The following is a 19729-nucleotide window of genomic DNA, read 5'->3' on the forward strand; positions in this document are numbered from 1 at the left end:
CTGCCGGGACGTCGCTTTTGCGGAGGTCGCGGTGGGATGCGGAACAACAGGGTGCGCATGTCCGGATACCGTGCGGAAAGAGTAAAACCGGGAACCGGGGGCCGGGCGCGCGTCATCATCGGCGGCACAGGGGGCTCCTGGCCTCGGGGGATCGAACGCGTATGGGGTGGAACATGTCGCGTTGGAAGGGGCTGCCCGCATCGCTTGACCAGCGGGTGCGGCAGCTCGTCGTGCAGTTGCGGAGACTGAAGGACCACAGCGGGCTGAGCCTGGCCTCGCTCGCCGCCAAGACCGCGTACAGCAAGTCGTCGTGGGAGCGGTACCTCAACGGCAAGAAGCTGCCGCCCAGGGAGGCGGTGGAGGCGCTCGCGCGGGTCTGCGGCACCGATCCGACCCGGCTGCTGGCGCTGCACGAGATCGCGGCGCAGGCCTGGGAGGCGGGCCCGCCCCAGCCGGCGGTCGCGCCCCCGGAGCCCGCCCGCCGCCGTCCGCGCACCCTCGGGCCGGTCGCCCTCGGTGCGCTGGCCCTGCTCGTCGTGGCCGGTGTGGCGCTGCTGCTCGCCCGGCCCTGGCAGGGCGACGGCGCGTCCGGGCCCGCCCGGGGCGTCGCGTCGGCCGGTCGCGCCCCTGGTGCCGCGCCGGCGTTCACCCATCGGGCGGGGGAGACCTTCGCCTGCCACGTCCGGCGCACGGGCGACGGCCTGTACGCCGGACGCAGCCGTACGGCCACGGCGATCCTCGGCAACGGCACCAGCGGCTGGGAGGCGGTGGAGGCGCAGTGCCTGCTGCGCCACCGGGGGTACGACCCGGGCCCGGTGGACGGCATCGTCGGCGAGAACACCATGCGCGCCGCCAAGCGCCTGCAGGCGGCGGCCGGTCTGCCGTCGGACGGGATCGTGGGCCCCGACACCTGGAAGGTGCTGCGCCGGTGAGCGGGCGGGGCAGTGAGCTGTGCGAAGGGCTGGAGTGCGCCCGACTGGCGACGGGGATGCGGGAGTTGCGGGCGCGTACGGGCCTGAGCCTGGCTGCGCTCGCCGCCAGGACCGCGTACAGCAAGTCGTCGTGGGAGCGGTACCTCAACGGCAAGAAGCTGCCGCCCAGGGACGCGGTGGAGGCGCTGTGCCGGCTGGCGGGTGAGCCGGCCGGGCGGCTGGTGGCGCTGTGGGAGCTGGCGGACGCGGCGTGGAGCGGGCGGGCCGCGCCGGCCGAGGCCGCCCCGGGCCCGTCCGAGGGCGGGCCGGGTGCCGCCGGACCGGCCGACACCGGGCCGGGCCCCGGTTCCGGGACGGGCCGGGCGCGGCGGCGGCCGTGGTGGGCCGTGCCCGTGGCGGCCGGGGGCTGCGCCGGTGTGCTGGCCCTCGTCGCGGTGCTGGTGCCGCGGCCGGCGGCGGACGGGGCCGGCGGCGGTCCGGCCGCGCGGCCCGCGCCGACGTCCTCCGCGGTGACCGGCTGCCGGGGGGCGGCGTGCGACGGCAAGGACGCCCGTTCGATGTACTGCGGCGGTCAGGGCCTGGTGGCGACGGTCGCGGAGCGGACCGCCGCCGGGGGCCGGCATGTGGAGATCCGCTACGCCGAGTCCTGCAAGGCCGCCTGGGCACGGCTTCGCGGCGGCCGGATCGGTGACCGCGTCGAGGTGTCGGCCCCCGGGGCGAAGTCGCGGTCGGCGCGGGTGAAGGACCGCTTCGACGCCGAGGGGTACCTCGTCACGCCGATGACGGCGGCCCGCGGCCCGAGCGGCGTCCGGGTGTGTCTGCATCCGGCCGGCGGCGCGGCCGCGGAGTGCTTCCCGAGGTAGCCGGCGCGGCGGACCGGACGGCTGCATTCCCTACCCCACTGTGGCCGGTTCTTATCGAGTTACGTACAGAAGTCGTAGAGGGTGCGGTGGAAATGTCACACTGCTGGGGGCCCACGGGGCGTGCGCGGGCGAGCCGGTATGCCCCTGAATGCTCCCGTGCGCCTCGAAATGGGGAACTGCCTCCTGGCCGGAAGCATCCCTACGGGTAGTCAATGAGGGCGGGCGCACCAGGGGGAGTTGCGCCGTCGCGTGTACATGTGGGGATAGGGGGGGCCATGCCTCGCTGGAAGGCGCTGCCGGAGGAACTCGATCCGCAGGTGGGCGAGTTCACCGAACGGCTGCGCACACTCGTGGACCGCAGCGGCCTGAGTGTGGCCGCCGTCGCGGACCGCACGGGCTTCAGCAAGACCTCGTGGGAGCGGTATCTCGACGGCCGGCTGCTGCCGCCGCAGCGCGCGGTGCTCGCGCTCGCCGAGACGACCGGTACCCACCCCGGGCACCTCACCACGATGTGGGAGCTGGCCGAACGCGCCTGGAGCCGGGCGGAGATGCGGCACGACGTCACCATGGAGGCGATACGCGTCGCCCAGGCGCGGGCCGCGCTGGACATCGAGGCGCAGTCGGCGGAGGCGAAGCAGCCGCTGAAGGCCGCGAAGTCGGCGAAGGCCGCGCGGTCGGCCAAGGGCGTGCAGGTCGCGGATCCGCCGCGGACCGCATCCGGGCCCAGGATCCCGCCGGTGCCGCACCAAAGGACCAGCGAGACGCCCTCGGCGTCGGACTTCCCGGAGTGGGCGCAGGCGGTGCCGTCCCCGGCCCCGCCGGCCGCGCCCGCCGCGGAGGGCGGGAAGCCGCCCGCCCGCCGTGGCCGGGTGCTGATGGGTGTCGTCGGTGCCGTCGGCGCGCTGCTGGTGGCGGGCGCCGCGGTACTGCTGCTGAATCCGGAGACCGGTGGCGCCAAGAAGGCGGCGGCGGCGCCCGCGCCGAAGGCGACGCCGAGCGCGCGGCCGGCGCTGCCCGCCGGGGTGCGCTGCGACGGGGCCGCGTGCGCGGGCAAGGACCCGGAGGCGATGGGGTGCGGGGGGACGCACGCCGTCAGCCCGTCGCGCGGGATGGCCGGCGGCGCGCTGATCGAGGTCCGCTACAGCTCCGTCTGCCACGCGGCCTGGGCGCGGATCAGCGGTGCGGCGCCCGGTGACCAGGTCACCATCGGCGAGGCCGGCCGCGGCCTGTCGGCGCGGGTCGAGCGCGGCGGCGCCGCGTACACGGCGATGGTCGAGGTGACGGGCGACCCGGCGAAGGTCACGGCCTGCGGTACGACCATGCGGGGCGCCAAGGGCTGCGTCCAGCCGACGTCCCGCTAGCCGCCGGTCGGCCGTCCCACCGGTCAGGCTGTCCCGCCGGTCGGTCGGTCGTTCCGCCGGCGTGCGCCCGCCACTGGCCGGGAATCGCCGTACGCGGGAGCGCTTCGGGAACTGGGGGGCATGCCCGCGGATATCGGGGGCATGCGACCGGTACCCCCCACGGGTGTGCACAACTCGGCGGCCGCCCGCGCCCCTCCTACAGCGGGCGGCCGCCGCACCCGCCCCCTCCCAGGGGCGTACGGCCGAGCGCTCGACGGCCCTGCGTACGCCCCGATGGACGGCCGTACGGATGCCCCGACGCACCCGGTGAGGTGTGCCACACCGGCCCGTCGCCTGCCACCGGCGGGGGTCCGATAGCCTGGCGGCCGGTCTCTCGATACCAAGAGACCTTGAGAGGCCTAGATAAATGGGCAGGGACACCCACCGCCACCCATGGTGGTCTGGGGCTTGCCCCCAGAAAACGTCGCGCAGGAGATCGCCATGACCCGCACTCCCGTCAATGTCACCGTCACCGGCGCCGCCGGCCAGATCGGTTACGCACTCCTCTTCCGCATCGCTTCCGGTCATCTGCTCGGCGCGGACGTGCCGGTCAAGCTGCGCCTCCTGGAGATCCCGCAGGGTCTGAAGGCCGCCGAGGGCACCGCGATGGAGCTCGACGACTGCGCCTTCCCGCTGCTGCAGGGCATCGACATCTCGGACGACCCGAACGTCGCCTTCGACGGTGCGAACGTCGCCCTCCTCGTCGGCGCCCGCCCCCGCACCAAGGGCATGGAGCGCGGCGACCTGCTGGAGGCCAACGGCGGCATCTTCAAGCCGCAGGGCAAGGCCATCAACGACCACGCCGCGGACGACATCAAGGTCCTGGTCGTCGGCAACCCCGCCAACACCAACGCGCTGATCGCGCAGGCCGCCGCGCCGGACGTACCGCGTGAGCGCTTCACCGCGATGACCCGCCTGGACCACAACCGCGCCGTCTCCCAGCTCGCGCAGAAGACCGGCACCCCGGTCTCCGAGATCCGCCGGCTGACGATCTGGGGCAACCACTCGGCCACCCAGTACCCGGACATCTTCCACGCCTCGGTCGCCGGCAAGAACGCCGCCGAGACCGTCAACGACGAGAAGTGGCTGGCCGACACCTTCATCCCGACCGTCGCCAAGCGCGGTGCGGCGATCATCGAGGCCCGTGGCGCGTCCTCCGCGGCCTCCGCCGCCAACGCCGCCATCGACCACGTCCACACCTGGGTCAACGGCACCGCCGACGGCGACTGGACCTCCATGGGCATCCCCTCGGACGGCTCCTACGGCGTCCCGGAGGGCCTGATCTCCTCGTTCCCCGTCACCACCAAGGGCGGCACGTACGAGATCGTCCAGGGCCTGGAGATCAACGACTTCTCCCGCGCCCGCATCGACGCGTCCGTCAAGGAGCTCACGGAGGAGCGCGACGCGGTCCGCGCCCTCGGCCTGATCTGAGCCACCGCCGCTGCCGCCCCGCGCGGGCGGCGCCGCGCCACCACGAGCCCGCACGGTCCGCAACGGCCGTGCGGGCTCGGCCGTGTCCGGCCACCTATCCGGCCACCTACGGGCCACGGCCGGTGCTACCCGGGGTGGGGGTGGCGCCGGATCTCGACGTTGCAGTCGGTCGCCGCCGACCGGTCCCCGATGGCGTACGCCCCCGCCCGCTGCCGGGCCAGCGCCCCGCACACATCGCACCCGGCAACCGGCGCAGGATCGGGCTCCGTTGACGGTTCCATCAGGTGAACGGGGCGGCACTCACGGCCCATCAGCCCACCACCTGCCCCTGGCGACGCCAGTATTCGCGCCGCCGCTGCCGCCGCTCATACGCGATCAGGTAGGGGAGTACGAGGGCATACTCCTCTTCCCGCTGCGCCTCCGAGTGACGTACGGGAGGCAGGAAGGGCGGCCGCGCCGACGTCGGCCCCTCCGCGCACCTCGCGCAGGGCGGCGGTACCTCGTCATGCCGATGACGCCCCGCGCCGGGGAGCAACAGCCGTAGCAGGGGCTCGAAGAGCCGGATAACGTGGTGCATGTCGTCAATCTCTCTGGGTTGGAGACCACGCCCCCGGACGTCTGCCAACGTCGCGGGGGTTCTGCGTGTTCGGGCATGCGGGAGCACGCCGCGATTGTCAGTGCGGCCTTTTACTCTGGGTGTGTTCATCGTTGCTCAGTGAGATCGCCGATCACAACGCTGAGCGCGTGACAATGGCCAACTGTCACAAAGGGGGGCGGGGTCGATGGGTCGACGCAACGGCATGGGAGGGATGGCCGGTACCACCGCGGCCGTGTTCGGCGAGGTGCTCAAACACCACCGGGAAGCGGCGCACCTGACCCAGGCCGCCTTGGCGGCCAAGATCCCCTGCGACCGCTCCCATGTGGCGCGGGTCGAGGCGGGCACCCGCGTACCCCAGGAGTCCTTCGCCAGGGCCTGCGATGAACTCCTGGACACGGGTGGGGTGTTGCTGCGGTTGTGGGGGCGGATCGACTGGTATCCGGAGGTGCAGCATCCGGACTGGTTCAAGCGCAGGGCTGAGATGGATGCGGTGGCGATCGCCCTGCGGGAGTATCAAGAGCGCGTGATCCCGGGTTTGTTGCAGACGCCGGACTATGCGCGTGCGCTGTTCAGCCGTCGTTCCGCGAGCGTCGATGAGGTCGAGGAGCGCGTCCGAGCCCGACTGAGTCGACAGCAGCGCTTCCGCGCGGACGACGGTCCGTTGTATGTCGTCGTTCTGGACGAGAGCTGCCTGCGCAACGTGGTGGGCAGTCCGAAGCTTATGCGCGACCAATGTGCGCATCTCTTGAGTGTCGGCAGGCGCCCCAACATCCGCATCCAGGTGGCCCCAGCAGGCATCATCGGGCTTGCCCGGCCGAGAGGCTCCATGTCGCTGATAGAGCTGCCAGACGGGCACAGGTGGGTCTACTCGGAGTCGCTGGACCGTGGGCACTTCAACGACGATCCAGCCGCCTACGCGCGCCACTTCCGGACCTATGATGTGCTCCGGGCGGACGCTTGTTCGCCCCGTGAGTCCGCCGCTCTGATCAGCGACGCGATGGAAGGGTACGAGCATCATGAACAGGCACGAACTCAGCGCCGCGACCTGGATCAAGAGCACGTACAGCGACGACAACGGCGGCAACTGCATCGAAATCGCCCCCGGTATCCCCGGCGTCGTCCCGGTCCGCGACAGCAAGAACCCTGACGGGCCCGTGCTGCTCCTCCCGGCGCCCGGCTGGGCGTCCTTCCTTGCTGCCGTCAAGGATGGGGAGTTCCGCGCGGGCCTCTGACCCGGGCGGCGACCACCTTCCGTTATCGCGCTGACACGGAGTGGTCCCCTGGCCTATGCTGCGGCTTCCGTGTTGCCGCGGCCGTCGCTGGCGCCTCGTTCGCCAACTCCGCTGCCGTGGCAGTCCATTGGCGTATATGGGGGAGGCCGATGACCCGGACGAGTGTGCCCGCGCAGCCCGAAGGCCCCGACGACCACTCGCGGTTGGAGAAGAAGCCGCCCGAGCCGCCCGAGTCCGCGACTTACGCTCCGCCTCCTCCACTGCCCGTGACCCCGCCGGGTGCCAGCGATGCCACCCGGTTGCTGTGCGCCGGTGCGTACATGGACGAGCCGTTCCGGGACGCGGTCATCGACGAGCTGTACGTCCATGAGGAGCGGTTCGCCGCCCCCTCGATGGGCATCGACGCGGCCCGGGTGCTCGCCCACGCACTGCGCGCCCGCCGGCTGGAGCTGGGCTGGGCCGCCGCGATTCTGGGCGTGTGGATCGTGGCCATTCCGATGTCGTCGGGCCTGGCGATGCTCTACCTCTTCCCTGTCATCTTCATGGCGCTGTCGCGCCTCGTCCGCAGGGCGCCCATCCCGGCGTGGTTGGCGCGCGGCCTGTCCTTCCTGCTGCGGTGGTACGGACGGCTCCAACTGCTCTTCTTCATCGTGGCGTTGGTGATGGCGATCATCATCGGCGAGGCCCTGGGCGGCGCCTGGCGGATGCTGCCCACCAGACTGCTGACGAACCTGCTGCCGTTCGGCTCGTCCTCCTCCGACGAGCCGGACTTCGGCTGGTCCGGGGACAGCGGCTCGTACGGCGGCTCGTACGACGGCTGGGAGTCCGCGGCCGGGTACGCCGATCCCGGCGGCGGCTCCGGCATGCTCCAGGTGTGGATCGCGCTGCTGCTGCCGCTGGTGCTGGCCACGCTGGTCGCCCTGCAGCGCGGGCAGTTCGCGCGGGCGCTGGCCCGCGAGCTGTCCAAGGAGCGCTTCCCCGATGTGATGTCCGATCCGGCGGAGCGGGCCGAGGGCCTGCGCTTCCGGCGGTTGCGGGAGCGGGTGCGGATCGAGCAGCACGGGCCGTTGGTGATGTACCGGGCCGCCAACCCGTTCTGCGGCGCGGGCTGGCCGTACAAGACCTGGTCGCTGTCGGTGGAGCTGAACCCGCGGCCGGACCGGAAGGTCGAGCCGCTGGACAACGCGGCCATCCTGGAGCGCATCGTGCCCCTGGTGGCGGCGCTGCGGGTGCCGTCCCCGCACGGTTCGCCCGAGGTGGCGGCCGCGGTGCGCGACCGGCTGCGTGCGATGGAGATCGACGAGTGCGTCTTCCTGCCGGCGGAGGGGCTGCCGACCCGTGCGGCGGCGCCGTACGCGCCGGAGGCGTTCGAGGAGCACCGGGCCGCGGCCGTCGAGGAGGGCGGGGAGACCCGGCGGCACTTCCTGCGCATCCGGGTCGGCGGCTGGAACGAGGGCATCGTCACCACGGTCTTCGTGCGGGTGCACACCCAGGGCGGGATGCTGATGCTGGAGGTCGCGCCGCATGTGCTGTGGCCGCTGCGGCAGCAGTTCCAGGACGCCGACCGGCTCGCCCACCAGTACCGGCACCACCACCACTTCGGCAAGGCGGTGTGGGCGCTGAGCCGTACGCCGCGCTCGGCCGGCGCCGCCGTGCTCACGCTGGTGCGCGGGCTGCTGTCGGCCTGGCGGCTGGCGACCGCGGGGCACGGTGCGGCGCTCCCCGAGGGCCCCGGTGCCGCCGTACGCGAGCTGGGCTCCTACGGGGAGTCCTCGCTCTTCCAGGACATGGACGTGGCCCGCTATCTGAAGACGATTCAGCAGCGGGTGGCGGCCGGGGTCACCACGGCGCTGAGCGAGGCCGGCTACCGGACCGAGGAGTTCGAGCAGCGGATCGTGCATGTCGCCGAGGGCGGCGTGTACGTCGAGTCCGCCCAGGGTGCCGTCGGCATCGGCGACCACAACACGATCACCCACAACACCACCGAGCGGGGCTCCGCGACGAAGGGAAGTACCAAGCGTGGCAGCAACGGCTGACGAGCGCGGCAAGGGCGGCATCCACATCGGCAGCGTCCAGGGTGCCTTCGCCATCGGCGACCACAACACGGTGACCCACAACGAAGGCGTCGCCGGGCCCGCGACGGACCCGGCGCAGCAGGAGCTGCTGCGCGCCGTCCTGGCCCTGCGCGACGATCTGTCCCGGGCGGTGGAGACCCCGCAGGTCACGGCGCTGAGCGGGGAGCTGGCCGACACCGAGACGGAGATCACCGACACCGGGGCGGCCGGACCGGGGCGGCTGGCCCGGCTGCGTACGGCGCTCACGGACGCCAGCGCGGTGGTGGGGCTGCTGGCCTCGGGGGCCGCGGTCGGCCAGGCGGTCGCGGCCCTGGTGGGAGGCTGACGATGAAGGGCCGCGGCCCGGCCCGCTGGAACAGCGAGACCCAGAGCTGGGAGGACGGCACACCGCCGCCCGCCCCCTATACGGGACCGATGCCGCCCCGGCCGGACTTCGTGCCGTCGGCGGGGGCCGGGCCGACCGGGGCGTTACCGCACGGCGCCGGCGGGCCGTCTGCGGATGCTCCCGCCGGGCCGCCTGCGGGCCCCTCCGCCGGTCGGGTGGCCGGCTCGGGGGCCGGTCCGGTGGTCGACCCGCTGGTGGTGCCGACGCCCGTGCCCCCGCCCGCCCCGGGGCCCATGGGCGGCGGGCAGCGGCGCCGTACCGCACTGATCGCCGGAGTGGCGGCGGCCGTGATCGCGGCGGGTGTCGGCGGCGGCTACCTCCTATGGGGACGCGGCGACGATCCGGCCGCCGCCCGCCCACCGGCCCGCACCAAGGCGTCCGCGCCGGAGGACCCCGCCACCGGCACCTCGGCGCCGCCCACCGACGACACCGGCCCCACCGCCTCCACCGATCCCACCGACCCCTGGGGCACGGCACCGCCGGACGGCTACCGCCTCGTCCACGACGACAAGGGCTTCACCACCGCGGTACCGGACGGCTGGCGGCGCAGCGTCCGCGACACCGGCGTCTTCTACACGGCGCCGGACGACCGGGGACTGGTGCAGATCTTCGAGATCACCGAACCGGACACCGCCCCGGAGGCGGCGCTGCAGAAGGCCTCGGAGGGGCTGGCGAACAACCCCGGATACGAGGAGATCAGCCTCGGGGCGTTCGACGGCCCGGCTCCCGGGACGGACGCCGCCCAACTGGTCTATGCCTATGACAGCGAGCGGATCGGCGAACGGGTCAAGGTCGTCGACTGCGCCTTCACCGCCGACGACGGGCGTCAGTTCGCCGTCCTGGTCCTGGGCACCGAGGCGGACTGGCCGGAGCAGCAGCGCACCCAGAAGATCGCGTTGCAGGCCTTCGCCGCCACCCCCTGAACCACCGTCCCCGTCCGGGCTGCGCTAGCCGGGCAGCTCCGTACGCTCCCACCACTCGTACACGGGCAGGGCGCCCTCGGCGGTGTGCTGCTGCCGGCTGGTGGCCCGGAAGTGCTCATAGCCGTTGCGGTACGGGATCTTCAGCTCGTCCCCGGGCGGATCGATCGGCACGATCCGCTCGGGCAGCTCCTCGGGTCCGCCCACCAGCACTGCCTTCGCCGCTTTGTCAGCCATGCCTGCATTCTCGCCCCGGCATGTCACATCGGCCCGCCCCCGGTACGTCAATGGAGTGAGAAGGCAGCTACGAACCAGGAGGCACCCGTCATGGCCCGCATCTCCCTCACCCCGCGGCGCACCCTCACCGTCCGGTTCGCGCAGTGGTACTCGCGGCGCGCCTACGGCAAGGTCATGGAGCCCGCCCTGGCCATGGGCCACCACCCCAGGATCCTGCGCTCCTACTTCTCCTTCGAGAACAAGGTGGCGCGCTGGAAGGCGCTGGACCCCGCCCTGAAGCACCTGGCGGAGCTGGTGTCGGCGGCGGCCATCGGCTGCTCGTGGTGCGTGGACTTCGGCTACTGGCAGGCCGACCGGCTGGGACTGCCGCTGGAGAAGATCAGCAAGGTGCCCGCCTGGCGGGACCACCAGGAGTCCTTCACGGAGCTGGAGCGGGGTGTCATGGAGTACACGGAGGCGATGACCGCGACCCCGCCGGCCGTGACCGACGAGCTGGCCGAGGGCCTGCGCGGCCGCCTGGGCGAGGCGGCGTTCGTGGAGCTGACCATGATGGTGGCCGTGGAGAACCTCCGCTCCCGCATGAACAGCGCCATGGGGCTGCACAGCCAGGGCTTCTCCGACAACTGCGCGATTCCGCTGACGCGGGGGTCGGGGCGGGGCTAGGGGCTAGGCCGTTTCTTTCGGATCACCTTGCTGACCAGATGAAGATGGCTGCGAGGTGGAGTCCGGCGAGGTAGCTGGTGGCGGTCTTGTCGTACCGAGTGGCGAGCCCCCGCCACTGCTTGAGTTTGTTGATGCACCGCTCGACGGTGTTTCGCTGCTTGTATGTCTCGCGGTCGAAGGCCGGCGGGCGGCCGCCGAGGCGGCCGAGCCGCTTGCGGTTGGCGGCCTGGTCGGAGGGCTGCGGGATCACCGTCTTGATCCCTCGTTGCCTGAGCAGCTGGCGGATGGCGCGGGACGAGTAGGCCTTGTCGGCCAGGACCACGTCCGGCGTGACCCTGGGGCGGCCGATCCGTCTGGGCACCCGTAGCCGGTGCATGACCTGGGTGAACGCGGGAGCGTCACCGGCCTGACCGGGCGTGATGACGAACGCGAGCGGTCGGCAGCGGCCATCGGCAGCGAGGTGGATCTTGGTGGTTAGTCCGCCGCGGGAGCGTCCGAGGGCATGGTCGGCCGGCTCGCCGTCCGGGGCCCCTTTTGACGGGCCCCGGCGGCGTGCTGGTGGGCGCGGACGATGGTGGAGTCGACCGCGACGACCCAGTCCAGGTCGCCTTCGGCGTCGGCCTGGGCGAGCAGGGCGGTGAAGACCTTCTCCCAGGTGCCGTCGGCCGCCCACATTCGTAGTCGGTTGTGGGCGCCTTTCCACGAGCCGAAGTGCTCGGGCAGGTCCGTCCACGGTGTGCCCGTGCGGTACTTGAACGCGATCGCGTCGATCACCTGCCGGTGATCCCGCCACCGCCCGCCCCGTCGAGGTGTCCGGTCCGGCAGCAGCGGCTCAATGCGTGCCCACTGGGCGTCAGTCAACGACACACCGGACCAACGATCCGATGATCCGCAAGAAACGCTCTAGGGGGCCTCGCGGGGGAATCCCTCGGTGGAGATGGTGAGGTCGACGATCGTCTTGGTGAGGTCGATCGGCAGGCCGTAGGCGAGCGTGGTGTCGATCCTGTACTCGCCGTCCTGGGGGTGGGTGAAGACGCGGCAGCGACCGATGTAGGGGTCGGCGATCATGTAGACCGGGATTCCGGCCTCGGCGTAGATCGTCTTCTTCGGGCCGTAGTCGTTTGCCGCGGTGCCCCTGGAGATGACTTCGGCGAGGAACTCGATGTCCTGGTGGCGCCAGCGGCCCTCCCCGTCCTCCTTGGCGCCGGCGGTGAACTTGGCGACGTCCGGGCAGAGGCCGTTCTCCTGGCCGGGGAAGTCGACCCTGACGTCCGATGTCACGTGGACGTCCATCCCGTACCGGTCTTCCAGCGCCCGCAAGATCCGGCGGATGGTCTGCCAGTGGACGTCCCGCTGCGGAGTCAGGAAGACGGCGCCCTCGACGATCTCGATCCGGTACCCCTCGGGGGCGGTCTCCAGCCACTCGAACAGCTCGTCCAAGCGTCGCTGGTTCTCCGTGGGCTCCGCCATCCCCATCCCGCCGGTCTCGATCGTCTCGGCCCGTCGTGGGCAGTTACAGACTGTAGCGGCATATGCCGCTGATCATCATGTGTGGGCGTTGTTCGGCCCCTCCAGCATGTCCTCGAAGACCGCGATGTCGACGGTATCGGCCGGGGCGGGGGTCTTGGTGGGAACCGGGCGGTCGTAGTTGCTCAGCAGGATCGTGCCCGTCTCGTGGTCGATCTCGGTGGTGAGCTTGAGGGGGTAGGGCTTGCCCTTGATCGCGACGTAGAGGGTCTGGACGGCTCCGTCGAACTTCCTGACGACGGGCAGGACGCGGGTGCCCTCGTGGACGGTCGGGCGGCCCTTGGTGAGGGTGGAGGTGATCGAGGGGGACGGGGTGTTCGTGGGCGGCTCGTCGGTGCCGGCGGCGGACTTCTGGAAGGCGGTGAGGTCGCAGGCGGCGGACAGGCTCTGCAGGAAGCCGTCGTGGGTGGTGCCGTGCAGGAAGGTGTCCTTGTACTTCGCGGCCGCCTCGGTGCCCTGGGTGCCGGGGAACTGGCTCTTCCAGAAGGCCGCATCCGGCTTCATCCAGACCTGGTCGCCGCGCTTGATCATCTGCACCCGGCCGAGCGCCCCCTTGCTGATGGCGCCGGCGCAGTTGCCGGCCTGGTCCAGGGTGATGTCGAGCTTGGTGGGGCCGGCGGTGGTCAGGGTGCGCAGCCGCAGGGATTTCGCGGCGACCAGTTGGTCGAGCGCGTCGTCGGAGATCTGCTGGGCCGACTTGCCGGCGAGGTCGCCCTCGCCGTCGGGGTCGGCGGTCGCCGCCGCGGCGCCGGTGCACACCGCTCCGGCGAGCAGGGCCGCGGTGCAGCTCAGGGCGGTGGTGGCGGTGACGGTACGGCGTCTGCAGGTCATCTCGGCACCTCCGGTCCGGAGGGGGAGTACGAGGGGACATACCGCAGGGGCATCCGCGGGGACATACAGCTATTCAGGGTAGGTTCCAGGACATTCGTTCGCACTTTGAGTGAGTCGGCTCACTTTCCATGAATGTTTGGGCATAGGTGGGCCGCTTCCGGGGAGGGCTCCTTGTTGCTGGTGACGCCAGTGGTTGCACCAGTGGGAACAGATCGGTAACCGGAAGGCAGAACGACGTGTCGTCAATCGAGACCATTCACGTAGACGGGGTGTGGCTTGCCGCCGCATCCGGCGCCACGCGGGAGGTCCTCGACCCCGCCGACGCGACGACGCTCCAGCTGGTGTCCGAGGGCGGCGCCGACGACGCCGACGCGGCGGTCGCGGCCGCCCGTCGCGCCTTCGCAGGCGGCGCCGGCGCCTGGCCCCGCACGGCCGTCGCCGAGCGCTCCGCGCTGCTGCGCCGGGTCGCCGACCTGCTGCAGCGCGACCGCGAGGAGATCGCCCTCATCGAGAGCCGGGACACCGGCAAGACGCTGGAGGAGGGCCGGGTCGACGTCGACGACGTCACCAACGCCTTCCGGTACTTCGCCGACGTGGTGATGAACGAGAGCGGCGGGCGGGTCGTCGACGCCGGGTCGGCGGATGTGCACAGCGTCGTCGTACACGAGCCGGTCGGCGTCTGTGCGCTGATCACGCCATGGAACTACCCGCTGCTCCAGGCGAGTTGGAAGATCGCGCCGGCCCTTGCGGCCGGCAACACTTTTGTGATCAAGCCCAGCGAGGTCACCCCGCTGTCGACCGTGCACCTGATCAAGCTGCTGGTCGAGGCCGGGCTGCCGGCCGGTGTCGCCAACATCGTCACCGGCGCGGGCCTGCCGGTCGGCCAGCGGCTGGCCGAGCACCCGGATGTGGATCTGTTCTCCTTCACCGGCGGCCTCGCCAGCGGTACGAAGGCGGGCGCGGCGGCGGTCTCCGGCGCCAAGAAGATCGCGCTGGAGCTGGGCGGCAAGAACCCCAATGTGGTCTTCGCCGACGCCTGCGCCACCGAGGAGGGCTTCGACACCGCCGTCGACCAGGCGCTGAACGCCGCGTTCATCCACAGCGGGCAGGTCTGCTCGGCCGGTGCCCGGCTGATCATCGAGGAGTCGGTGCGCGACCGCTTCGTCGCCGAACTCGCCCGCCGCGCCGAGCGGATCAAGCTCGGCCGGGGCACCGAGGACGGTGTGGAGTGCGGTCCGCTGGTCTCCCAGCAGCAGCTGGAGAAGGTGGAGGCCTACGTCGCCTCCGCGCTGGCCGAGGGGGCGCAGCTGCGCTGCGGCGGCTCCCGGCCCAAGCCCTCGGACGTGCGCCCGGCCACCGGCTACTTCTACGCGCCGACCGTGCTGGACGGCTGCCACCGCGAGATGAAGGTGGTCCGCGAGGAGACCTTCGGCCCGATCCTGACGGTGGAGACCTTCACCACCGAGGACGAGGCCGTCGCGCTCGCCAACGACACCGAGTACGGCCTCGCGGGCGCCGTCTTCTCCGCCGACACCGCCCGTGCCCGCCGGGTCGCCGCCCGGCTGCGGCACGGCACGGTCTGGATCAACGACTACCACCCCTACCTCCCGCAGGCGGAGTGGGGCGGCTTCGGCAAGTCCGGCATCGGCCGGGAACTGGGCCCCACGGGTCTGGACGAGTACCGCGAGAGCAAGCACATTTACGAGAACCTGCGGCCGGCGCCGGTGCGGTGGTTCACGGGCTGACCCCAGGCCCGCGCACACCACCCGCACCACGCACTTCGCAGTAAAGGAGTACCCCTCATGCCCGTGTACGACTATGTCGTCGTCGGAGGCGGCACCGCCGGCTCCGTCATCGCCTCCCGCCTCACCGAGGACCCCGCCGTCTCCGTCGCCGTCATCGAGGGCGGCCCCTCCGACATCGACCGCGAGGACGTGCTGACGCTGCGCAAGTGGCTCGGCCTGCTCGGCGGTGAGCTGGACTACGAGTACACGACCACCGAGCAGCCGCGCGGCAACTCGCACATCCTGCACAGCCGCGCCAAGGTCCTCGGCGGCTGCTCCTCCCACAACACCCTGATCTCCTTCAAGCCGCTGCCGTCCGACTGGGACGAGTGGGAGGCGGCGGGGGCGGCCGGCTGGGGCGCCAAGGAGATGGACCCCTACTTCGGCAAGCTGCGCAACAACATCGTGCGGGTGGCGAAGAAGGACCAGAACCAGATCGCGACGGACTGGATCGAGGCCACCAAGACGGCGCTCGGCGTCCCCGAGGTCGTCGGCTTCAACGACAAGCCCTTCGACGAGGGCGTCGGCTTCTTCGACCTCTCCTACCACCCGGAGAACAACAAGCGGTCCTCCGCATCCGTCGCCTACCTCCACCCGCACATGGAGGCCGGCGACCGCCCGAACCTCACGCTGATGCTGGAGACCTGGGCGCACAAGCTGGAACTGGACGGTACGACCGCCAAGGGCGTCCACGTCCGGACCAAGGACGGCGAGGAGGTCTACGTCGAGGCCGCCCGCGAGGTGCTGGTGTGCGCCGGCGCCGTCGACACCCCGCGGCTGCTGATGCACTCCGGCATCGGCCCGAAGAAGGACCTCCAGGCGCTGGGCATCGACTGCGTGCTCGACCTGCCGGGCGTCGGTGAGAACCTCATCGACCACCCCGAGTCGGTGATCGTCTGGGAGACGAACGGACCGATCCCGGGCAACTCCGCGATGGACTCCGACGCGGGCCTGTTCGTCAAGCGGGACCCGGAGCACAAGGGCCCCGACCTGATGTTCCACTTCTACCAGATCCCCTTCACCGACAACCCCGAGCGGCTGGGCTACGAGCGCCCCGAGCACGGCGTGTCGATGACCCCGAACATCCCCAAGTCCCGCTCCCGCGGCCGCCTCTACCTCACCTCCGCCGACCCCGAGGTCAAGCCGGCCCTGGACTTCCGGTACTTCGAGGACGAGGACGACTACGACGGGCGGACGCTCGTCGACGGCATCAAGCTGGCGCGCGAGGTCGCCAAGGCCGAGCCGTTCGCCAAGTGGCTCAAGCGCGAGGTCTTCCCCGGTCCGGACGTGACGGACGACGAGGAGATCGGCGAGCTGGTGCGCAAGGCCGCGCACACCGTCTACCACCCGGCCGGCACCTGCAAGATGGGTGCCTCCGATGACCAACTGGCCGTCGTCGACCCGCAGTTGAAGATCCGCGGGCTGGACGGCATCCGTATCGCCGATGCCTCGGTCTTCCCGACGATGCCGGCTGTCAACCCGATGCTGGGCGTGCTGATGGTGGGGGAGAAGTGCGCCGAACTGCTCCGTAAAGACCCGACCCAGGGAGGTGATGCGTGATGGCTACCACCTCCGCCGGCGCATCCGAGATACCCAACGCCCACAAGACCGCCGCCGACACCGAGCAGGACGGCCGTGAGGTCGTCTTCTCCGTCCGCAACCTCTGGAAGGTCTTCGGCCCCAAGGCCGACAAGATCCCCGGGGACTCCTCCGTCGCCGGCCTCAACGCCCAGGAACTGCGCGAACAGACCGGCTGCACCGCCGCCGTCCGCGATGTCTCCTTCGACGTCCACAAGGGCGAGGTCTTCGTCGTGATGGGCCTGTCCGGCTCCGGCAAGTCCACCCTCGTGCGGTGCCTGACCCGGCTGATCGAGCCGACCAGCGGCAACCTCGAAATGGACGGCGAGGACGTGCGCGCCATGGACCGCGGCGCGCTGCGCGAACTGCGCCGCCGCCGCGCCGCCATGGTCTTCCAGCACTTCGGCCTGCTGCCGCACCGCTCCGTCGTCGACAACGTCGCCTACGGCCTGGAGATCCAGGGCGTCGGCAAGGCGGAGCGCCGCGAGAAGGCCGGCGAGATGGTCGACAAGGTGGGTCTGGCCGGTCTGGAGAAGCGCCGTCCGGGCCAGCTCTCCGGTGGCCAGCAGCAGCGCGTCGGCCTGGCCCGGGCGCTCGCCGTCGACCCCGAGGTGCTGCTGTTCGACGAGCCGTTCAGCGCGCTCGACCCGCTCATCCGCCGCGACATGCAGGAAGAGGTCGTCCGCCTGCACCGCGAGGAGGGCCGGACGATGGTCTTCATCACCCACGACCTCGCCGAGGCGCTGCGGGTCGGCGACCGGATCGCCCTGATGCGCGACGGCGAGATCGTCCAGCTCGGCACCCCCGAGGAGATCGTCGGCTCCCCGGCCGACGACTACGTCCGCGACTTCGTGCGGGACGTCCCGCGCGAGCAGGTGCTCACCGTCCGCCGCGCGATGCGTCCGGCCGAGGACGGCGAGAGCGACCAGGGCCCGGCGCTCGGCCCCGACACCCTGATCTCCGACGCCATCGAGGCGGTCGCCCGCTCCGGCGGCGCGGCTCGCGTCGTCGACGACGGCCGCTGCCTGGGCGTCGTCGACCACGCCTGCCTGCTCAACGTGGTCGCCCGGATCGAGGACCCGCAGCACGGCGAGGTGGCTGCCTGATGTACGTCGCGACCCCCCGAAGCGGCGCCCTGCGCGCCGTCGGCTCCAGAGCCCCCGCGGCCTCCCCCCGCATGCGGCTGCGCACCGCGCTGCTGCGGCAGTGGCGGGAGGCGCAGCGCGCCGCCGCCATGAACGTGCCGGTCGGCACCGTCAAGCGGGGGCGCGCATGAGCAGCGCAGCCCCCACCCCGGTTTCCGCCCGCGGCACCCTCGGCGTCGACACCCCCAAGGGCCCGGCCCAGGCCCTGCTGCAACGCCGCGGCCTGGCCAAGCTGCTGCTGCTCGTCGTCGCCGCGGCCGTTCTCGTCCCGCTGCTGGCCGCCGAGTACGGCGCCGCCTGGCCGTCCTCGCTGACCGTCGACGTCTCCGGCCCGCTCGGCCGGACCAGCGACTGGATCATCGACAACCGCGACAGCCACTGGCTGTTCGTCTACTTCCTCGGCCACCTCTCCAACGGCGTGGTCATCTCCGTACGCGCCGTCTACCTGCTGCTGCTCGCGCTGGGCTGGACCGGTGTGACGGCCGGCGTCACGCTGATCGCCTGGCGGGTGGCCGGTGTCCGCATCGCCGCCGTAGCACTGCTGTCCTTCCTGGTCAGCGGCCTGCTGGGGATGTGGGTCCCGACCATGCAGACACTCGCGCTGATGGTCGTGGCGGTCGTCGTCTCGGTCGCCGTCGGCGCCCTGCTGGGCCTGGCCGCCGGTCTGTCCGAGCGCCTCTTCAAGATCCTGCGCCCGGTCCTGGACACCATGCAGGTCCTCCCGGCCTTCGCCTACCTGCTCCCCGTGGTGCTGGTCTTCGGCATCGGCGTACCGGCCGCGCTGCTGGCCACCGTCGTCTACGCGGCGCCGCCGATGGCCCGCCTGACCGCCCTCGGCCTGCGCGGCGCCGACCCCGGCGTGCTGGAGGCCGTCTCCTCCCTCGGCGCCACCGGACGGCAGCGGCTGCTGACCGCCCGCCTGCCGCTGGCCCGCAAGGAACTCCTCCTCGGCGTCAACCAGACGATCATGATGGCGCTGTCCATGGTCGTGATCGCCTCGATGATCGGCGCCGCCGGCCTCGGTGACCGCGTCTACCAGGCCCTCGCCTCGGTCGACGTCGGTGCCGCGCTCGCCGCCGCGATCCCGATCGTGCTGCTGGCCATCGTCATGGACCGCACCACCGCCGCGGCCGGCGCACGCATCGGCGCGGCCGGCACCGCCGCCGGCCCGACGTGGCTGCGCGGCTGGCGCGCCTGGGCCGGGGTGGCCGCGGTCACCGCCGCGCTCGCCGCCGTCGGCCGGGTGACAGGCTCGCTGGTCTGGCCCGACGCCTGGGCGGTGAACATCGCCGCCCCCGTCAACGACTTCAAGGAGTGGATGGTCGACCACCTCTACTCCGGCGTCCCCGTCGTCGGCGGCACCGCCGACTGGGCCGCGCACTTCACCGACTGGGTCCTCAACCCGCTGCGCGACGGCCTGACCGCGCTGCCCTGGTACGGCACGCTGCTCATCGTCGCCGCGCTCGCCTGGCTCATCGGCACCTGGCGCACCGCCCTGACCGCCGTCCTGGCGATGGCCGCCATCGGCGTGCTGGGCGTGTGGAAGCCGTCGATGAACACCCTCTCCCAGGTGCTCGCCGCCCTGGTGGTGACGCTGGTGCTGGGCTTCGGCGTCGGCATCCTCACCGCGGGCAGCAAGCGCTTCGAGGCGCTGCTGCGCCCGGTGCTGGACGTCATGCAGACCATGCCGCAGTTCGTGTACCTGATCCCCGTGGTGGCGCTGTTCGCCGTGGGCCGCGCCCCGGCCGCCGCCGCGGCGGTCGTCTACGCGCTGCCGGCCGTCATCCGCATCACCACCCAGGGCCTGCGCCAGGTGGACCCCGCGGCCGTGGAGTCCGCCCGCTCCCTGGGCGCCACCCGCTGGCAGATGCTGCGCCAGGTCCAGCTTCCGCTGGCCCGGCCGGCGCTGCTGCTGGCCGTCAACCAGGGCGTGGTGCTCGTCCTCGCCGTCGTCATCATCGGCGGTCTGGTCGGCGGCGGTGCCCTCGGGTACGACGTCGTCACCGGGCTGGCCACCGGAGACCTGGCCCTCGGCCTGGTCGCGGGTGTGGCGATCGTGTGCCTGGGCCTGATGCTCGACCGGGTCACCCAGCCCACGGAACGCCGTACGACGGGGAAGGGAGCCTGA

The 19729-nt window shown here is 72.0% G+C and carries 19 protein-coding genes; 15 read left to right on the top strand and 4 right to left on the bottom strand.

The genetic code is table 11. The features are described 5' to 3' along the window. Positions 1-173 precede the first annotated feature (173 nt). From ACFWZH_RS04690 to ACFWZH_RS04730, 9 genes are all read left to right on the top strand, one after another. Entirely contained in the window at positions 174-932 is a 759-nt protein-coding gene (locus ACFWZH_RS04690) for a helix-turn-helix domain-containing protein (protein WP_384425339.1), read from the top strand. Then, positions 929-1795, top strand: coding sequence for a DUF2690 domain-containing protein (locus tag ACFWZH_RS04695; RefSeq protein ID WP_384425341.1), 867 nt, complete (start codon positions 929-931; stop codon positions 1793-1795). The genes ACFWZH_RS04690 and ACFWZH_RS04695 overlap by 4 nt, the downstream gene beginning before the upstream one ends. A 275-nt stretch (positions 1796-2070) precedes the next feature. After that, the gene (locus ACFWZH_RS04700) at positions 2071-3156 is read left to right on the top strand and encodes a helix-turn-helix domain-containing protein (protein WP_384425344.1); all 1086 of its coding nucleotides are present in this window, start codon (positions 2071-2073) and stop codon (positions 3154-3156) included. Between the two features lie 480 nt (positions 3157-3636). Further along, positions 3637-4626, top strand: a complete 990-nt coding sequence (locus tag ACFWZH_RS04705) for a malate dehydrogenase (RefSeq protein WP_384425347.1) — start codon at positions 3637-3639, stop codon at positions 4624-4626. Positions 4627-5408: 782 nt separating this feature from the next. Continuing rightward, on the top strand, positions 5409-6371 hold the full coding sequence (locus tag ACFWZH_RS04710) for a Scr1 family TA system antitoxin-like transcriptional regulator (RefSeq protein ID WP_384425350.1): 963 nt from the start codon (positions 5409-5411) through the stop codon (positions 6369-6371). Beyond that, the gene (locus ACFWZH_RS04715; protein WP_384425657.1) at positions 6319-6456 is read left to right on the top strand and encodes a DUF397 domain-containing protein; all 138 of its coding nucleotides are present in this window, start codon (positions 6319-6321) and stop codon (positions 6454-6456) included. The genes ACFWZH_RS04710 and ACFWZH_RS04715 overlap by 53 nt, the downstream gene beginning before the upstream one ends. A gap of 149 nt (positions 6457-6605) precedes the next feature. Beyond that, positions 6606-8492, top strand: a complete 1887-nt coding sequence (locus tag ACFWZH_RS04720) for a hypothetical protein (RefSeq protein WP_384425353.1) — start codon at positions 6606-6608, stop codon at positions 8490-8492. Next, positions 8476-8856 (top strand): hypothetical protein, encoded by a 381-nt coding sequence (locus ACFWZH_RS04725; RefSeq protein ID WP_384425356.1) that lies wholly within the window; start codon positions 8476-8478, stop codon positions 8854-8856. Before ACFWZH_RS04720 ends, ACFWZH_RS04725 begins: the two co-directional genes overlap by 17 nt. 2 nt (positions 8857-8858) lie before the next feature. Continuing rightward, positions 8859-9839 (top strand): hypothetical protein, encoded by a 981-nt coding sequence (locus tag ACFWZH_RS04730; RefSeq protein ID WP_384425359.1) that lies wholly within the window; start codon positions 8859-8861, stop codon positions 9837-9839. A gap of 24 nt (positions 9840-9863) precedes the next feature. Here the strand turns inward: ACFWZH_RS04730 and ACFWZH_RS04735 are convergent, their stop codons facing one another. Continuing rightward, positions 9864-10073 carry a DUF5988 family protein gene (locus ACFWZH_RS04735; RefSeq protein ID WP_384425362.1) on the bottom strand — a complete coding sequence of 70 codons (210 nt, stop codon included), beginning with the start codon at positions 10071-10073 and terminating at the stop codon, positions 9864-9866. A gap of 90 nt (positions 10074-10163) precedes the next feature. Here ACFWZH_RS04735 and ACFWZH_RS04740 point away from each other — a divergent pair, with 90 nt between their 5' ends. Continuing rightward, a complete protein-coding gene (locus ACFWZH_RS04740) occupies positions 10164-10736 on the top strand; it encodes a carboxymuconolactone decarboxylase family protein (protein WP_384425365.1) in 573 nt (190 codons plus the stop codon). Between the two features lie 22 nt (positions 10737-10758). Here the strand turns inward: ACFWZH_RS04740 and ACFWZH_RS04745 are convergent. The 3 genes from ACFWZH_RS04745 to ACFWZH_RS04755 all read right to left on the bottom strand — a co-directional run bounded on the left by ACFWZH_RS04745 (position 10759) and on the right by ACFWZH_RS04755 (position 13094). Further along, positions 10759-11603 (bottom strand): IS5 family transposase gene (locus tag ACFWZH_RS04745; protein WP_384425368.1). Its coding sequence is split into 2 segments (ribosomal slippage): positions 10759-11247 and positions 11250-11603, totalling 843 coding nucleotides; the frame shifts between segments, so codons are not numbered across the junction. Between the two features lie 36 nt (positions 11604-11639). Beyond that, complete coding sequence (locus ACFWZH_RS04750; protein WP_384425371.1) at positions 11640-12206, bottom strand: Uma2 family endonuclease; 567 nt, start codon at positions 12204-12206, stop codon at positions 11640-11642. Positions 12207-12281: 75 nt separating this feature from the next. After that, positions 12282-13094: a hypothetical protein gene (locus ACFWZH_RS04755; RefSeq protein WP_384425374.1), complete on the bottom strand. Its 813-nt coding sequence runs from the start codon at positions 13092-13094 to the stop codon at positions 12282-12284. A gap of 236 nt (positions 13095-13330) precedes the next feature. Here ACFWZH_RS04755 and ACFWZH_RS04760 point away from each other — a divergent pair, with 236 nt between their 5' ends. The 5 genes from ACFWZH_RS04760 to ACFWZH_RS04780 are packed head-to-tail and all read left to right on the top strand — an operon-like array spanning position 13331 to position 19729. After that, positions 13331-14839 carry an aldehyde dehydrogenase family protein gene (locus tag ACFWZH_RS04760; RefSeq protein WP_384425376.1) on the top strand — a complete coding sequence of 503 codons (1509 nt, stop codon included), beginning with the start codon at positions 13331-13333 and terminating at the stop codon, positions 14837-14839. 57 nt (positions 14840-14896) lie between these two features. Next, complete coding sequence (locus ACFWZH_RS04765) at positions 14897-16438, top strand: GMC family oxidoreductase (protein WP_384425379.1); 1542 nt, start codon at positions 14897-14899, stop codon at positions 16436-16438. Next, a complete protein-coding gene (locus ACFWZH_RS04770; protein WP_384425382.1) occupies positions 16438-17562 on the top strand; it encodes a glycine betaine/L-proline ABC transporter ATP-binding protein in 1125 nt (374 codons plus the stop codon). The genes ACFWZH_RS04765 and ACFWZH_RS04770 overlap by 1 nt, the downstream gene beginning before the upstream one ends. After that, the gene (locus ACFWZH_RS04775) at positions 17562-17732 is read left to right on the top strand and encodes a hypothetical protein (RefSeq protein WP_384425385.1); all 171 of its coding nucleotides are present in this window, start codon (positions 17562-17564) and stop codon (positions 17730-17732) included. Before ACFWZH_RS04770 ends, ACFWZH_RS04775 begins: the two co-directional genes overlap by 1 nt. Further along, positions 17729-19729: an ABC transporter permease gene (locus ACFWZH_RS04780; protein WP_384425388.1), complete on the top strand. Its 2001-nt coding sequence runs from the start codon at positions 17729-17731 to the stop codon at positions 19727-19729. Before ACFWZH_RS04775 ends, ACFWZH_RS04780 begins: the two co-directional genes overlap by 4 nt.

The sequence above is a fragment of the Streptomyces sp. NPDC059008 genome, from assembly GCF_042749045.1.
Classification (GTDB): Bacteria; Actinomycetota; Actinomycetes; order Streptomycetales; family Streptomycetaceae; genus Streptomyces.

What these genes read in the sequence shown, in the direction of transcription:
- ACFWZH_RS04750 (WP_384425371.1), bottom strand. Translation starts at nt 12,206, where the DNA reads ATGGCGGAGCCCACGGAGAACCAGCGACGCTTGGACGAGCTGTTCGAG.
- ACFWZH_RS04705 (WP_384425347.1), top strand. Translation starts at nt 3,637, where the DNA reads ATGACCCGCACTCCCGTCAATGTCACCGTCACCGGCGCCGCCGGCCAG.
- ACFWZH_RS04770 (WP_384425382.1), top strand. Translation starts at nt 16,438, where the DNA reads ATGGCTACCACCTCCGCCGGCGCATCCGAGATACCCAACGCCCACAAG.
- ACFWZH_RS04720 (WP_384425353.1), top strand. Translation starts at nt 6,606, where the DNA reads ATGACCCGGACGAGTGTGCCCGCGCAGCCCGAAGGCCCCGACGACCAC.
- ACFWZH_RS04690 (WP_384425339.1), top strand. Translation starts at nt 174, where the DNA reads ATGTCGCGTTGGAAGGGGCTGCCCGCATCGCTTGACCAGCGGGTGCGG.
- ACFWZH_RS04755 (WP_384425374.1), bottom strand. Translation starts at nt 13,094, where the DNA reads ATGACCTGCAGACGCCGTACCGTCACCGCCACCACCGCCCTGAGCTGC.
- ACFWZH_RS04765 (WP_384425379.1), top strand. Translation starts at nt 14,897, where the DNA reads ATGCCCGTGTACGACTATGTCGTCGTCGGAGGCGGCACCGCCGGCTCC.
- ACFWZH_RS04735 (WP_384425362.1), bottom strand. Translation starts at nt 10,073, where the DNA reads ATGGCTGACAAAGCGGCGAAGGCAGTGCTGGTGGGCGGACCCGAGGAG.
- ACFWZH_RS04710 (WP_384425350.1), top strand. Translation starts at nt 5,409, where the DNA reads ATGGGTCGACGCAACGGCATGGGAGGGATGGCCGGTACCACCGCGGCC.
- ACFWZH_RS04780 (WP_384425388.1), top strand. Translation starts at nt 17,729, where the DNA reads ATGAGCAGCGCAGCCCCCACCCCGGTTTCCGCCCGCGGCACCCTCGGC.
- ACFWZH_RS04730 (WP_384425359.1), top strand. Translation starts at nt 8,859, where the DNA reads ATGAAGGGCCGCGGCCCGGCCCGCTGGAACAGCGAGACCCAGAGCTGG.
- ACFWZH_RS04775 (WP_384425385.1), top strand. Translation starts at nt 17,562, where the DNA reads ATGTACGTCGCGACCCCCCGAAGCGGCGCCCTGCGCGCCGTCGGCTCC.
- ACFWZH_RS04740 (WP_384425365.1), top strand. Translation starts at nt 10,164, where the DNA reads ATGGCCCGCATCTCCCTCACCCCGCGGCGCACCCTCACCGTCCGGTTC.
- ACFWZH_RS04700 (WP_384425344.1), top strand. Translation starts at nt 2,071, where the DNA reads ATGCCTCGCTGGAAGGCGCTGCCGGAGGAACTCGATCCGCAGGTGGGC.